At 64.2% G+C, this 14,956-nt stretch carries 12 protein-coding genes; 7 read left to right on the forward strand and 5 right to left on the reverse strand.

The window, feature by feature from the left end:
* Positions 1-85 precede the first annotated feature (85 nt).
* A complete protein-coding gene (locus ACZ9GA_RS22260) occupies positions 86-685 on the forward strand; it encodes a DcrB/PsbP domain-containing protein (protein WP_457360724.1) in 600 nt (199 codons plus the stop codon).
* A gap of 226 nt (positions 686-911) precedes the next feature.
* On the opposite strand, the gene ACZ9GA_RS22265 is transcribed toward ACZ9GA_RS22260, so the two are convergent.
* A complete protein-coding gene (locus ACZ9GA_RS22265; RefSeq protein ID WP_476226820.1) occupies positions 912-1,655 on the reverse strand; it encodes a UPF0149 family protein in 744 nt (247 codons plus the stop codon).
* 188 nt (positions 1,656-1,843) lie between these two features.
* On the opposite strand from ACZ9GA_RS22265, the gene ACZ9GA_RS22270 reads away from it, so the two are divergent.
* Complete coding sequence (locus tag ACZ9GA_RS22270; RefSeq protein WP_457363672.1) at positions 1,844-3,457, forward strand: methyl-accepting chemotaxis protein; 1,614 nt, start codon at positions 1,844-1,846, stop codon at positions 3,455-3,457.
* Positions 3,458-3,551: 94 nt separating this feature from the next.
* Here ACZ9GA_RS22270 and ACZ9GA_RS22275 read toward each other — a convergent pair whose 3' ends face one another.
* Both ACZ9GA_RS22275 and ACZ9GA_RS22280 read right to left on the reverse strand, forming a co-directional pair.
* A complete protein-coding gene (locus ACZ9GA_RS22275; protein ID WP_457360722.1) occupies positions 3,552-4,730 on the reverse strand; it encodes a hypothetical protein in 1,179 nt (392 codons plus the stop codon).
* A 30-nt stretch (positions 4,731-4,760) separates the two neighbouring features.
* The gene (locus ACZ9GA_RS22280) at positions 4,761-5,753 is read right to left on the reverse strand and encodes a diaminopimelate epimerase (protein WP_457360721.1); all 993 of its coding nucleotides are present in this window, start codon (positions 5,751-5,753) and stop codon (positions 4,761-4,763) included.
* Positions 5,754-5,853: 100 nt separating this feature from the next.
* Here ACZ9GA_RS22280 and ACZ9GA_RS22285 point away from each other — a divergent pair, with 100 nt between their 5' ends.
* Positions 5,854-6,729, forward strand: coding sequence for an alpha/beta hydrolase (locus ACZ9GA_RS22285; protein WP_457360720.1), 876 nt, complete (start codon positions 5,854-5,856; stop codon positions 6,727-6,729).
* A 73-nt stretch (positions 6,730-6,802) separates the two neighbouring features.
* A complete protein-coding gene (locus ACZ9GA_RS22290; protein ID WP_457360719.1) occupies positions 6,803-7,672 on the forward strand; it encodes a formate/nitrite transporter family protein in 870 nt (289 codons plus the stop codon).
* Between the two features lie 84 nt (positions 7,673-7,756).
* Here the strand turns inward: ACZ9GA_RS22290 and ACZ9GA_RS22295 are convergent, their stop codons facing one another.
* Positions 7,757-8,824: an MBL fold metallo-hydrolase gene (locus ACZ9GA_RS22295; protein WP_457360718.1), complete on the reverse strand. Its 1,068-nt coding sequence runs from the start codon at positions 8,822-8,824 to the stop codon at positions 7,757-7,759.
* A gap of 269 nt (positions 8,825-9,093) precedes the next feature.
* Here ACZ9GA_RS22295 and ACZ9GA_RS22300 point away from each other — a divergent pair, with 269 nt between their 5' ends.
* The 3 genes from ACZ9GA_RS22300 (at position 9,094) to ACZ9GA_RS22310 (ending at position 14,332) form a co-directional block, all read left to right on the forward strand.
* Entirely contained in the window at positions 9,094-10,152 is a 1,059-nt protein-coding gene (locus tag ACZ9GA_RS22300) for a diguanylate cyclase (RefSeq protein WP_457360717.1), read from the forward strand.
* Positions 10,153-10,270: 118 nt separating this feature from the next.
* Positions 10,271-12,820, forward strand: a complete 2,550-nt coding sequence (locus ACZ9GA_RS22305) for a bifunctional diguanylate cyclase/phosphodiesterase (RefSeq protein ID WP_457360716.1) — start codon at positions 10,271-10,273, stop codon at positions 12,818-12,820.
* A 333-nt stretch (positions 12,821-13,153) separates the two neighbouring features.
* The gene (locus ACZ9GA_RS22310) at positions 13,154-14,332 is read left to right on the forward strand and encodes a GAF domain-containing sensor histidine kinase (RefSeq protein WP_457360715.1); all 1,179 of its coding nucleotides are present in this window, start codon (positions 13,154-13,156) and stop codon (positions 14,330-14,332) included.
* Here ACZ9GA_RS22310 and ACZ9GA_RS22315 read toward each other — a convergent pair.
* Complete coding sequence (locus ACZ9GA_RS22315; protein WP_457360714.1) at positions 14,307-14,813, reverse strand: SRPBCC family protein; 507 nt, start codon at positions 14,811-14,813, stop codon at positions 14,307-14,309. The genes ACZ9GA_RS22310 and ACZ9GA_RS22315 overlap by 26 nt on opposite strands.
* Between the last annotated feature and the right edge of the window lie 143 nt (positions 14,814-14,956).

Below are 14,956 nucleotides of genomic sequence, written 5' to 3' on the forward strand. Positions count from 1 at the left end.
ACTTGCGCCCCGCCGGCACTTGCAGCACCCTTGCCGCCTCGCGCCGCGCCCGGCCCCTTCAGGCGCGGCTGGCCAGGAGTATTCGATGTTGTTGCGCACCCTTTCCCACGCCGCGCTGATCGCCGCGGCCTTGGCGCTGGCCGCACCGGCCATGGCGCAAACCCATGCCCACCCCAGCAAGCACGCAGCACCGGCGAAGAAGCCGACGGCGGGCCCCAAGGTGTCGCTGCTCAAGGGCAAATTCAGCTTCACCCTGCCCGCCGGTTACGTGGCCAGCGCCATGGACGCCGGTGACGAGCAGGATGGCACCAGCGGGGCCAAAGGCACGCTGTATCAGAGCGAGAAGGAAAAGCGCGTGGTGATGGCCAGCGAAGGCCCCACGCCGCAGCAGGCAAACGTAAGCGACTATGACGCCGACTTCCTCGACGGTGCGATGAAGGACTTCGTCAAACAGCAAAGCGCCGGCCTGCCCGATTTCAAGCAAACCGGCGAGAAGGAATTCACCATCAAGGGGCTGGGCGTGCGTGAAATCGACAGCACCGCCACCCAGGGCGGCGGCCCTACCCTGTCCACCACGTTCCTGGCGGGGTCGGGGACCAGCATGTCGATCGTGCAGGTGATTTCGCGGGCTGATGACAAGAAGGGGCATGAGGCGCTGGTGAAGAACATCGTCAGCGGCAAATAGCCGCGCTGCACCAACAGTCTCAGGCAACCCGTAGCAGCGGCCGCCAGGTCGCGTCACGGACGCCGCGTAGTTGCTGAATAACCGCGTCGCCTGTGACGCAGCCTTCGGCAGCTGCTACAGGACTGCGTTGTCTGCATCGCGGCCGAGGCCGGCTCCTACCACGCACGATGTAGGAGCCGACTTTAGTCGCGATGCAGACAACGCCATTTCAAGACGGTTGCTGACCTCAGTGCAAACAGCACTGCTTGAACTTCTTCCCACTCCCACACGGGCAAGGGTCGTTACGCCCCACCTTGTCACCCACCCGCACCGGCTCGCTGGGCGCGCGCTTGGCCAGCCAGTAGGCGTGCAGGTTCAGGGCACCTACGCAAACCATGTCGGCGGCTTCTTCGACGTCGATGGCTTCTTCTTCGTCTTCGTCGTCGTAGGTGTGCACCAGGATGCCGGCCAGAAGTTCCTGTTCTTCTTCCGGCAGGCCGGGCCAGCCGTCGCCCATTACCACACCGCGCTCGTAGCCGAAGCACCAGTCTTCGACGCTGAGGGTGAAGTGGCCGTCTTCGTGCTCGTCTTCCATGAAGATGGGCGAGAACTCTTCAGGGTTTTCGATCAGCTTGCCGGCGATTTCATTCATGTGCTGCACCACCAGAGCGATGAAGCGGTCGCTCTGCTGGTCGCTTTCCCACTTGGGCAAAAATTCCATGCCGCCCCACAGGGCCTCGAACCACTCCTCGAACGGGATCACCGTAGGGCCGGACACCAGGGCGGTGAGGTAGCCGTCCAGCTCCGAGGTGTTCCACACGCTGGTTTCGGATTTGTGTTGCTCAAGCATCGACTCGAGGAAGTCCCATTGGGCGTCGGTCAGGGGTGCAGCGCTTGGAGTGTTCATTGAATAGGGCCGTGGGGAGATGAATAACAGTGTAAGTCGATTTACCGCCCAGCGTAGTCCGTTGGGCATGGTGTAGGCCGCCATTATGACGGCCCAATGCGCCAGCCTTGCTGGCTGGCGAAAATTTATTTCACGGAATCAACAAAGTGTCATAAAGCCATCATGGAACGCAGGTACACCTTTTGATGTAGTTTTCATACGAGTCAGCCGCCGTGAACCTTCGTTTTACCCTGCGTCGCAAGCCTTCCCACCGCCCTCCCCTGTTACGCCGCATGAGTATCGGCAAACGCCTGCTGGCCAGTTTCGGCCTGTGCGCCGTGCTGCTGGCGGCCATTGGCGGGCTTTGCCTGGCGGCGGTGCAGCACATTCGCCATCAGGGTGAGCTGATCGAGCAAGGGCCGCTGTCCAGCATTGCCCAGGCCGATGCCATCGCCATAGACCTGGCCAAGATGCGCACCGAGGCGGCGCTGTTGCTGGTGTACGCGAACGATCCGGCCGAGCTGGTGAACCGCAAGATCAACCTGCAACAGCTCAGCGGCGAGGTGGATCAGTACTTCAGCCAATACCTGGCCAAGGTGCCCGAGGGCACCGAACGCGATTCGATCAAGTTGCTGCAGGACGCTTCCCAACAGTTTGTCAGCCTGTTCAAGCAGGCCATTGACCTGGTGGAGCACAAGCAACTGAGCGAAGCCGCCAACCTGTCCAACAACGACCTGGCCAACCAGGGCTCGCTGATGGACATGCAGGTGCAACTGCTGCGCGAACTCAACAAGCAGACCAGTGCCCAGGCGCTGGAGAACACGGCCAGCACCTCGGCGAAAGTGCAGTGGGTGCTGCCGATCGCCGTCGGCGTGGCGCTGATACTGATGCTGCTGCAAGCCTGGCGCCTGAGCGTGAGCATCACTCGCCCGCTGCGCCAGGCGCTGGACGTGGCCAAGACCGTGGCGGCCGGTGACCTCAGCCAACCCGTGGTCGCCCACGGCCAGGACGAGGTGGCGCAGTTGCTGCAGATGCTCGGGCATATGCGAGACCAGCTTCACGCGGTGATCCACCAGATCGGCGGCGCGGTAGGACGACTGAACTCGGCCACCCAGGAAATGGGCGCGATCATGCAGGACAGCGCCCAAGGCCTGCAGCAGCAATACAGCGAGATCGAACAGGCCGCCACTGCCGTCACGCAGATGAGCCAGGCGGTGGAAGAGGTGGCCGGCAATGCGGTGGAAACCTCCACCGAGTCCCGCAGCTCCAGCAGCGCCGTGCGCGAAGGCCAACAGCAACTGGATGAAACCATGGCCGACATCGGCGCCCTGGCCGACCAGGTGGAGCAGGCCAGCCTGCGCGCCCAGGCCCTGGCCACCGAAACCCTGGGTATCAGCAAGGTGCTGGAGGTGATCCGCAACGTGGCCGACCAGACCAACCTGCTGGCCCTCAACGCGGCCATTGAGGCGGCGCGGGCGGGCGAGGCAGGCCGCGGCTTTGCGGTGGTGGCCGATGAGGTGCGCGGGCTGGCCCATCGCACGGGCGCCTCAACCCGTGAAATTGAACAGATGATGGCGGGCATCCACGCAGGCACCGGGCAGACCGTGCAGGCCCTGGCCGAAAGCGCCGCCCAGGCCGGGCGCACGCGTGAACGGGCGCAGGTGGCCAAGGATGCCTTGGTCAGTATTTCCAAGTCGGTGGCGGGGATTGATGAGCGCAACCAGGTGATTGCCACGGCGGCGGAACAGCAGGCCCAGGTGGCGCGGGAAGTGGACCGTAACCTGGTGCGGATTCGTGACTTGTCGATGCAGACGGCCAGCGGTGCGGCGCAGACCAGCACGGCCAGCCAGGAGCTGGGGCGTCTGGCGGTGGAGCTGGATGGGATGCTGGGGCGGTTTTCGCTTTAAGCCTTGCGCGCGCCCATCGCGGCCAAGGCCGGCTCCTACGCAGATTGGCGTAGGAGCCGGCCTTGGCCGCGATACAGGCGCCGCGGTCCCAGGTTCAATTCGTCGGCAACGCCAACTTCACCCCACCCGGATGCTGCGCAATCACGCTATACGGCAACACCGACCACTCGGTCCCCTCACACATCCGCGCCACCCGCGCAAAGCTCGGCCCAAAGGCAATGCCCTTGTCGGTAAAGTGCCACGTCGGGTAATTCCACACCTCCGGATCCGTGTAGTCACAGTCGTTTTCATCCGCAGGTTTTTTCATCTCGTTGGGGTACAGCTGGGTGAACTGCTGCACCAGCCACGGCGCCAGAAACTTCTGCCGGTAGTCCGAGAATTTGTCGAAGTCCACGTCAGCCTCTTCCGACTGCTGCGCGCCTTCACGATCGTCGTAATGGAACGCCGGCCCCTGGCCCACCCACAGCACGTCCTCCAGCGACAACGGCTTGCCATGGACCACATCGAAATTGATCGGCGCATCGCCGAAATCCGGGTGCGCGCCGCCGCAGTAATAGCTGGTGTACACGCTGACGCTGAGCACCGCCGGCGACAGAAAGGTCGGCGTCACGGTCTGGTCGTACTCACCTTCGCCGAAGCGGGTGCTGCCCAGCATGCACTCGTGGTAGCTCACCACTTCGCTGAACAGCCGCGCACGCAATGCCTGGTTGACCTGGCTCAGTTGCGGTTCCGGGTAGCCGGACTGCACTTCGAACAGCTGGATCTTCGAATTCGGCTCGCCGCGCCACTGCAAGGGGTAACCCATGAAGGTGTCGTGCTTGCCGTTGACCAGCGGCAACTGCAGCAGGCGCAGGTAGTCGTAGGGGGCGTTGTCGTGCAACCTCACCCAGAACGGGTCGCTACCGGCCGGGGTATCGGGCACCTGCGCCGGCTTGAGCTGCACTTTCAGCGGCTTGCCATCGGGCTTCTGCCATTGGCCTTCCCAGCCGTCGCCGCTGCGGCGCTTTAGCTGCAACTGCGGGCGCGGGGTGTCGCTGTTGTCATCCAGGCCTTCGTTCAAGGTCAGCTGACCGTCGGCCAGGGTGCCGGACAGGGCCAGGTCGCGGTGGTATTTCTCGTAGAAATACCGCCCGCTGATCTGCTCCGGATTGGTCATGTCCAGATCGACGACAATCGGCATCGCCCCCAGGGTGCCGGTATAGACATCAGCCTGCACAGCGCTGGCCAACAGGCTCAGGGACATCAGACAGGGGCGCAGCCATCCATGGGTCATGGAGAAAATCCTTACAAGACGATGCGCCCATTATGGCTGAAGGCTGGCGGTACCGAACAGTTGCACGGCAACCAGTTCGCCGTGCTCGGCTACCAGCTTCAGCGGCGCGGTGCCGCCCGGCATCTGCACGCTGACCTGCCCGGCCTCGACCAGCCCCACTCGCCAGGCTGCGCAGGCTACCGCCGTGGCGCTGGTGCCCGAGGACTCGGTGGCGCCCTCGCCACGCTCGAACACCCGCGCCGCCAGTTGCTGCGGCGCAAGCCAAGCGGCCCATTGCAGGTTGATACCCGCCGGGCACGGCAGGCCAAGCCCCTGGCCACCGTCTTGCGCGAAGGCGATCAGCGTCAGGGCGGCCTCAAGTTGCGGTGCCCGCAGTTGCGCCATGCTCGGCAACGCCTGAGGGCTGTCGAGCCACGTCACGCAGTGCGGGTTGCCGATTCGCACGAACACGCTGCGCGACCACTGATCATCAATGGCCGCAAGCCCGGGCACGTGATAAACGGGACGCGCATTGAACGCTTGAGGCTGCACGCCCTGTGCACCCACCGCCTCGCTGCCGAACGCCGGCCTTCCCAGGTCCAGCCAGAAGCCTTGCACACCCTCGACCAGGGCCGGCTCGACGCTGACCGGTACTGGCGACAGCGCATCGCTTTTGTCATGGTGCACGTTTAGCGTAAAGCCCTGCCCCGGCGCGATCTGCGCCTGGTCGTGCAACGCCTGGGAAAAGATGGTCAGGCCATTGCCGCTGCGCTCGGCCAGGGTACCGTCGGTATTGACGATCAACAGGTCGAACGGCGCCTGGGCCTGGAACGGCCCCACCAGCAGGCCATCGCTGCGGTGCGCCTTGGCATCGCTGGGCCGTGCGCCCGCGGGCCAGTCACACAGCGCTGCTACCGCAGCCGCCGCCCACTGACCACGCTCGCGGGCGGCCTGGGCCGCGTTATCGGGAATGGCGATACCCAGGCCACGCAGGTGCTCGGGGGAACTCACCACGTAGCGATTGCCACGCGCGTCATACAACATGGGACAGCCTCGCAATGACTGGAAAAACTTCGACATTACCGGGAAATGCCCCCAGTGAGTACACTTGTCACTTTCCTGCCGCCCCACACCAGGAGGCGCCATGCCCTCATTGATCCGCCGCCGCTGGCGCGCCCTCAGCGTGCTGATGCTGCTTGTGCTTGCCCTGACCGTCGGTGCCTCGCGCCTGGGCGTGAAGGAACGCGAACTGCTGTACAGCATCCAGCCAGGCACGGCCAGCTGGTTCAACGGCATCCCCGCCGGCGTGCAGCAGATGAACATCCCCGTGGACAACGCCCAGCACCTGCACGCCTGGTGGTGGCCGGCAGCGCAGAAAAACGCGCCCACGGCGCTGTACCTGCACGGCACGCGCTGGAACCTCACCGCCCAGGTGCGGCGCATCACCGAACTGCGCAACCTGGGCTTCTCGGTGCTGGCCATTGATTACCGTGGTTTCGGCGACAGCCCCGGCGGGCTGCCCTCCGAGGCCAGCGTGTATGAAGACTCGCAGGTGGCCTGGCAGCGCCTAGTGCAGTTGCAGCCCAACGCCGACAAGCGCTTCATCTACGGCCACTCGCTGGGCGGCGCGATTGCCGTCGATCTGGCACGGCACATCACCGAGAGCGACGCCCCGCAGGCCGCTGGGCTGATCATCGAATCCACCTTCACCGACCTGGGCGATGCGGCGGCAGCCGTGATCCACACCTCGCTGCCGGTGCGCTGGATCATGTCGGAGAAATACGACTCCATCGACAAGATCGGCGCCATCGGCATGCCGGTGCTGATCGTGCATGGCCTGGACGACCGCTACGTGCCGTCGCGCTTCAGCCAGGCGCTTTACGAAGCCGCCCGTGGGCCCAAGCAATTGCTGCTGGTGCCCGGCGCCACGCACCTCAACAGCATGACCCTGGGCAGCGCCGACTATGCCCGGGCGCTGCACCAGCTGTTTGGCCTGAAGGCCACACAGGGCGCGGGCTGACGCAACTAAACCGGGGCCGGCAGGGTCATTGCTATAGGCATTTGCCGTCCCCGTGAAGTCGCTCAGGAGCCCCATGGACAATCAGCAGGGCAAGACCCCGGGCCTGTCGCCCGACGAAGAGCAGGAAGTACAGAAAAACCAGCCGCCCCGCGCTGCTGTGCTACACGAAATCATCCGCGCCCAGGGCGATCATGAGCTGGAACGCAACGTGGCTGCCCTGTGGTGGTCGGCGCTTGCGGCGGGGCTGACCATGGGCCTGTCGCTGATGGCCATGGGGCTGTTCAATTCCCGATTGCCGGACGCCGAAGCCAGCAAGGTGATCGCAAGCCTGGGCTACTCGGCGGGCTTCCTGGCGGTGATTCTGGCGCGTCAGCAGTTGTTCACCGAAAACACCCTCACGGCCGTGCTGCCGCTGATGACCCACCCTACCCTGGTCAATGCCGGGCGCCTGTTGCGCCTGTGGGGCGTGGTGCTGGCGGGCAACCTGACCGGCACGCTGCTGGTGTCCTACGTGATGCTGCATTTGCCGATTTTCGACAGCAAGACCGACATTGCCTTCCTCGACATCGGCCGCAAGCTGATGGAAAACGACGCCTCGCAGATGTTCGCCAAGGGCATCGTCTCGGGCTGGATGATCGCCACCATGGTGTGGATGATCCCCTCGCAGGAAAGCGCGAAGATGTGGATCATCATCCTGATCACCTACCTGATGGCGCTGGGCGACTTCACCCATATTGTCGTGGGTTCGGCGGAGGTGTCCTACCTGGTGTGGGCCGGCGAGCTGGGCTGGAAGGACTTTCTGATGACCTTTGCCGGGCCTACCCTGGCGGGCAACATCATTGGCGGCAGTTTCATCTTCGCCCTGATCAGCCATGCGCAGATCCGCAGCGACAGCGGTACGCCGCCGCCCAAGACCGATCAACCCAACCGCCACAACCCGTAGCCGCTGCCGTCAGGCTGCGCTGGCCCGCTTGTACACTGGGAATCTGCTGCGAGGCACTGGGCCAGCGCAGCCTGGCGGCAGCGGCTACAGCGCGGGTCGGGGGGAGGGGGCAGGCTGCGCAGCCTCCTCCCACCAAGCCGCGCCCTGCTGCGGCCCACGCACATTCACCCGCTCGCCCATCTGCGGCGTGCTCACCGACACGCCCTTGGCCTGGGCCAGGGCGACGATACGCTGGAAGGGCTCTTCCCAATCGTGGGAAGACAAATCAAAGGTGCCGTTGTGGATCGGCAACAGCACCCGCCCACGCACATCCAGATGCGCTTGCAGGCTTTCCTCCGGCTGCATGTGCACGCTGGGCCAGTTGACGTTGTAGGCCCCGGTCTCCATCAGCGTCAGGTCAAACGGCCCGTAGCGCTCGCCGATCTGCCTGAAGCCGTCGAAGTACCCCGAATCGCCACTGAAGAAAATCCGCAGGTCGGGCTCCATGATCACCCACGACGCCCACAAGGTGCTGTTGCTGTCGAACAGGCTGCGCCCGGAAAAATGCTGGGTGGGGGTGGCGGCAAAGCGGGTGCCGGCCACCTCGGTCTCTTGCCACCAGTCCAGTTGCCGGACCTTGGCTGCGGGAATGCCCCACTGGATCAGGCGATCACCGACCCCCAGGGTGGTCAGGAAGCAGTCGGTCTTGTCGGCCAACTGGCGGATGGCGTCTTCGTCCAGATGGTCGTAGTGGTCGTGGGAGAGGATCACGGCCGTGATCGGCGGCAATTGCTCGATGCTCAGCGGCGGTTGATGAAAACGCTTCGGGCCCGCCCACTGCACGGGCGAGGCGCGTTCGGAGAACACCGGGTCGGTGATGAAGAAACGCCCACGCAGCTTCATCAGCAGTGTGGAGTGCCCCAGCCGCCACAAGCTGTCATCAGGTGATACAAGCAACTGCTCCCGGTCTAAGGTTTGTACAGGTATTCCCTGACGCGGCCGGGTGCCGGGCGGCTTGCGCAACAGCAGGTACTTGAAGCCGATGCGCAGTTTCTTCAGGAAGCCGTCTTTGGGCAGCATCTTCTGGTTGCGGAACTGGCCTTCGACGCGGCGCGAGGGCGCGGCGGCGTCCGTTGCCGAACGTTCCCCGGTGTTCAGTGACGTTTCACTCATGATCAGCAGTACTCCGAAGGTCGGGGCGCGTCGCCCCGGCCGCTGTCAGGTAGCCATTTGCCATAGAGAATCCCCCTACAGCCTCCTACGGAAAGTTCTTACATGCTACACGCCGTGTGCTTAAGCCCTCGGCGGAACGAATTACCGCTGAAATGGCTTGCAAGGCCACTGCCAATGTTCACATTATTTATGCGATAAACCGCCTAAATTCTACAAATACGCCAACCTTGTACAAGGAAGCGGCTGCGTTCAGCCGGGTAACTCGATCTATGGAAAACCGCACCGGCAAAGGGTTGTCGTTTGCCAAACGCATCTACGCCCCGCGGGTATTGGGCACCGCCCTATGCCTGATCAGCGTACTGGCCGGGGTCTATCCGCTGTCGCCGCCTGCCTGGCTACTGGCCCTGCTGACCGTGAACGGCCTGGTGTGGCCACACATCGCCTATCAGTTGGCGCTGCGCTCGGCGGAGCCTTTCGAGGCCGAACGTCGCAACCTGCTGTGCGATGCCCTGTTCTGTGGATTTTGGGTCGCTATCCTGCATTTCAACCCGCTGCCCTCCATCACCTTGCTGTCCATGGTCACCATGAACAACGTCGCCGGTGGCGGCCTGCGCCTGTTCATCCGCGGGCTGGGCGCCCAACTGCTGGGCATGCTGACCGCCATCACCCTGTTTGGCCTTGGCTGGGCACCGCAATCCACGCCCCTGCAGGTGCTGGCCTGCCTGCCCATGCTCACCCTGTATCCATTGGCGGTGGGCTGGGTGTGCTACCGCTTGGCAATCCAACTGTCCGAGCACAAGCGCACCCTCAGCACCCTGAGCCGCACCGACAGCCTCACCGGGCTGCTCAACCACGGGGCCTGGAAAGACGCGCTCAACAGCCGGTTTCGCAGCTGCCGCCGCGACCACAGCCAGGCCGTGCTGGCGCTGATCGACATTGATCACTTCAAAGGCATCAACGATACCTTCGGGCATATCGTGGGTGACGAGGTGCTGCGCCACTTGAGCTTCCAACTGCGGCGCAACCTGCGCGACACCGACCTGGCCGGGCGCTACGGCGGTGACGAGTTCTGCGTCATCCTGCCGGGGGTCAACATGGCCCAGGCCAGCGATGTGATGGAGCGCCTGCGCCAGGTGTTCTGCGACTATCGCCATTACCAGGTCGAACCCTTGCGGGTCAGCCTCAGCATCGGCCTGGCCGCCTGCCGGTTGGAACTGGACGATCCGGCCGCCTGGCTCGACGAGGCCGACAAGGCCTTGTACGTGGCCAAGAACACAGGCCGCAACCGGGTCAGCATCTGCGCAGCCGACCTGCTGCTGCTCAATTAACCATCCATTCGGACGACCGGCTGGAACGTTCTGGATCCATCTGCTTCTATAGATCAGGACGCTTTCATGCTATGTGGCCTACCGCCATGGGCGTGTGTCTCCAAGGATGCGCCCCAGTATGGATAGCACCGCCACCGCGCCACGCCACCTGATATTCACCCGCAAGCTGCTCGGCGTCCTGGCGGGGCTGTTTGCCCTCACGTTAGTGGCCGCCATGGCCATGCTGGTGCAGATCGCCGATGGCTTGAACGCCGACCAACTGCAGCAAACCCGCTTCTATGCCCAGAAAGCCCTGCAAACTCGCCAGGCAGACGCTGCCAGCCGCGCCAGCAGCTACGGCGTGTGGAACACCGCTTTCCAGCGCCTCAACGGCCCTGTCGATGTGCAGTGGGCCTACGCCCAGCATAACCTGGGCCCTTCGCTGTACAGCCAGATGGGCTATGAAGGGGTGTTCGTGGTGGACAGCCGCAGCACCAAATACAGCCTGTACCTGGGCCAATTGAGCAATGCCGAGATCGGCGATTTCATCTCCACACCGCTGCGCTCGGTGATTCAGGCAGCACAGGCGGCGATGCCGGGCGGTGCTGCCGTCAGCCAGGTGGCCCTGTTCAATGGCTGGCCGGCGCTGCTCAGTGCCTCGCCCATACTGCCCGACGACGACGGCCCGCAGCCCGCCCCTGCCGACACCTCGGTGCTGCTGTTCGTCGACAGCCTTACCCCCGCTAAACTGCAGGCCCTGGGCGACGGTTACGGCTTGCAGAACCTGGGGATACAAAGCCATGCTACCGGCGCGCCCGACCAGGCGCGCCTGCCCTTGGGCGACACTGGCTACGACCTGACCTGGGCAGCCCCGCGGCCGGGCAACCAACTGCTGTGGCAAGTGCTGCCCACCCTGGCGGCGGCGTTCGTGGTGCTGGCAGTGCTGATGGGCTGGTTTTTCCGCTACGCCCTGCGTACCGCGCGCCAGATCGAGGAAGGCTACGGCAAGCTGCACCAGAGCAATCAAGCCCTGGAGGCCAGCGAAGAGCGCTTCCGCGCAGTGGCCGAGGCGGCATCGGACTGGATCTGGGAAACCGACGAGCACTACCGCCTCAACTACCTGTCCAGCCGCTTTGCCGTGGTCACCGGCTATGCCAGCCAGGACTGGGTGAACCAGACCATCGACCACTTGCTGCAATGTGAAACCATGCCCCTGCAGGCCTGGTTGCGCAGCCTGGGCGGCGCATCGGCCAACAGCCTGCGCTGTGCCTACCGCGATCACGGCGGCCAGCTGCGTTACTGCCGGGTGTCGGCCCGGCCTATCCTGTTTGATCATCAGGTGGTGGGTTACCGCGGCACCGCCAGCGACATCACCGACCAGGTGGCCGCCCATGCGCAGATTCAGCACCTGTCCATGCACGATGCCCTGACCGGGCTGGCCAACCGTAACCAGCTGGCCCACTACTTCGAACAACTGCGCTTGCAACCCACGCCGCCGCCCGTGACGCTGATCATGCTGGACCTGGACAGCTTCAAGCCCATCAACGACTCACTGGGCCACCCGGCCGGCGATGCGGTGCTGCTGGAAGTGGCCGCCCGGCTGCGCGACTCCACGCGCGAAAAGGACTTGGTCGTGCGGTTGGGCAGCGACGAATTCGTGCTGGCGCTGTGCGGCATGGACAGCCACCTGGAAATCGACCGGTTCTGCGCCCGCCTGATCGACAACCTGCACCAGCCCATCGACTACCAGGACCAGGCCCTGCATGTAGGCGCCAGCCTGGGCATCGCGCAATCGGCCCAGCAGGGCCTGGACCCGGACGAGCTGATCCGTTGCGCCGACATCGCCCTGTACCAGGCCCAGGCCGACGGCAAGAATACCTGGCGCTACTTTTCCGCGCAGATGCACGAGCAGATCCAGCATCGTCGCCAGCTGGAAACCGACCTGCGCCTGGCCGTGAAGAATCATGAGTTCGTGCTGCACTACCAGCCCCGCTACCGCCTGCGTGGCATGGAGATTGTCTCGGTGGAAGCCTTGATCCGCTGGCAGCACCCGATCCATGGGTTACTGGGGCCGGACACCTTCATCCCCCTGGCCGAGCAGACGGGCCTGATTGTGCCCATCGGCCGCTGGGTGTTGCGCGAGGCGTGCGAGGCCGCCCGGCAGTGGCCGGTGTCGGTGATGATTTCGGTCAACCTGTCACCGGCGCAGTTCACCCACGGCGACGTGGTGCGCGACGTGCGCGATGTGCTGGTGCAGACCCAGTTGCCGGCCCAGCGGCTGGAGCTGGAGGTGACCGAGAACGTGATGATGAATGACATCGAAAATGCCTTGGGCACCCTGACGGCGCTCAAGGAGCTAGGCGTGAAGTTGAACATGGACGACTTCGGCACGGGTTATTCATCGCTGGGTTACCTGCGCACTTACCCCTTCGACAGCCTGAAGATCGACAAGCGCTTCATCGCCGCGCTGGGCTGCACCGACAGCGATCGGGCGGTGGTGCAGGCCATCATCAACCTGGGCAAGGCCATGGGCCTGACCGTGACGGCCGAGGGCGTGGAAACCGAGCAGCAACTTCAAGCGCTGAGCAATGACCACTGCCATGAAGTGCAGGGCTTTTTCATGAGCCGCCCCATCGAGCGCCAGGCGCTGACCCATCTGCTGGTGGGCACCCCCGTTGCCGCCTTGTAGCCACGGCCTCCAGGCCGCGTCGCCTGCATCGCGGCCAAGGCCGGCTCCTACCACGGACGGCGTAGGAGCCGACTTTAGTCGCGATGCAGGCACCGCTATTTATCCTGACATCACCCCCAACCTGTGGGAGCGGGTTCTACCCGCGAAAAGAACACCGCGAAGTATCTGAACCACCACGGCGTCCTCTTCGCGGGCAGAGCCCGCTCCCACATGAAGACAGTTGCTGCTACACGGGTAGGTTGGCAACCTGCCAACTATTTTCAAACTCTGCTCGACTTGCCCGCCATACTTTGGGAAATTTCACCTTTATCCTCATTGAACCCCGGACTGTCCATGGGCACTACAATCGCCGCTGATATCGCCACCATCGGCCGTATCGACGCTGTCCCGGCCATGCTGCAGGTGGTGTGCGAAACCACCGGCCTGCGCTTTGCCGCGGTGGCGCGGGTCACCGACACCCACTGGACCGCCTGCGCCGTGCGCGACAACCTGGGCTTTGGCCTGGGCGTGGGCGGCGAACTGGAGCTGGCCACCACGTTGTGCGACGAGATCCGCGGCAATCACCAGACCATCGTCATCGACAAGGCCAGTGAAGACCCGCTGTACCACGACCATCACACCCCGCGCATTTACCAGTTCGAAAGCTATATTTCCGTGCCGGTATTCCGCACCGATGGCAGCTTCTTCGGCACCATCTGTGCCCTGGACCCCAACCCGGCCAACCTCAGGCACAGCCCCATCCAGCCCATGATGGAGTCGTTCGCGCGGGTGTTGGCCATCCAGATGGAAAACGACGAGAACCATCAACGCACCAGCGTCGCCCTCAACGAAGCGCGCCAGCTGGCCGACGTGCGCGATCAGTTCATCGCCGTGCTGGGCCACGACCTGCGCAACCCGCTGTTCGCCATCAGCGCCGGGGCCGAACTGCTGCTGCGCAAGGCGGCGGACGAAAAAAGCCGTGGCCTGATCCAGCACATCCTCACGGCCGGGCGGCGCGCCACCCAACTGGTGGAAGACGTGCTGGATTTTGCCCGTGGCCGCCTGGGCAGCGGCATTACCGTCGACCTGCAGCCACGCCCCGACCTGGCCGAAGCGCTATTGCACGTGGTCAGCGAGGTGCAACGGGTGCACCCGCTGCGCCAGATCGATGTGCACATCGGTGCAGTGCAGGGCGTGCATTGCGACCGGGATCGCATCGCCCAGCTGCTGTCCAACCTGGTGGCCAATGCCATTTATCACGGCGCCGACGATGGCATCGTGACGGTTCGCGCCCAGGCCATCGACGGTCGTTTTGAACTGAGCGTGCACAATCAGGGCGAGGCCATCGAGCCGGCGATCCAGGCCCAACTGTTCCAACCCTTCGCGCGCCGCGCCGGCTCATCGCCGCAAAGCGGCCTGGGCCTGGGGCTGTACATTGCCAACCAGATCGCCCTGGCCCATGGCGGTCACATGGCCGTGGTGTCGACGGCGCAGGCGGGCACCCTGTTCACCCTGCACGTGCCGGCACACTGAGCCGCCGGGTCACCAGTTCCACCAGCCGGTCCAGGCTCTGCCCCCAGCCCTCGTGAAAGCCCATTTCATCATGGGCCTTGCGATCGGCATCGCTCCAGTGCAAGGCCCGCGCGGTGTAGCGGGTGCGGCCGCCGACATCCTCCAGGGTGATCACTGCGGTCATGAACGCCCGGGCGGACGGCACCCAGCCGGGGCCGAAGGCATCGGTGAAAACGATACGGCGGGGCGCCTGGATATCCAGGAACACACCCTGATTGGGATACTCGGTGCCGTCGGGTGCGCGCATCACGGTGCGGAACAGGCCGCCCACCCACAATTGCATTTCACATACAGGGGTGGTCATGCCGTGGGGGCCCCACCACTGGCGCAACAATTCAGGTTCGATCCAGGCACGGAACACTTCGCTGGGCGGGGCATCGATCAGCCGGGTGATCGACAGTTCGAACTCGCCGGGCGGCGTGTCGAGGGGGTGAAGGCTCATTTTATTATTCTCCTTCGCGGACAGGGGGTTGCCAGGCAACACGCCACTATGGCCATAAAACCGTCGGTTCGCGAAAGCGCAATTGGGAATAAATTCACCGTTCTTAAGATCCGATGCTGCACCGCCGTGCCAAATCGACGACG

The sequence above is a fragment of the Pseudomonas sp. TE3644 genome, assembly GCF_056278815.1.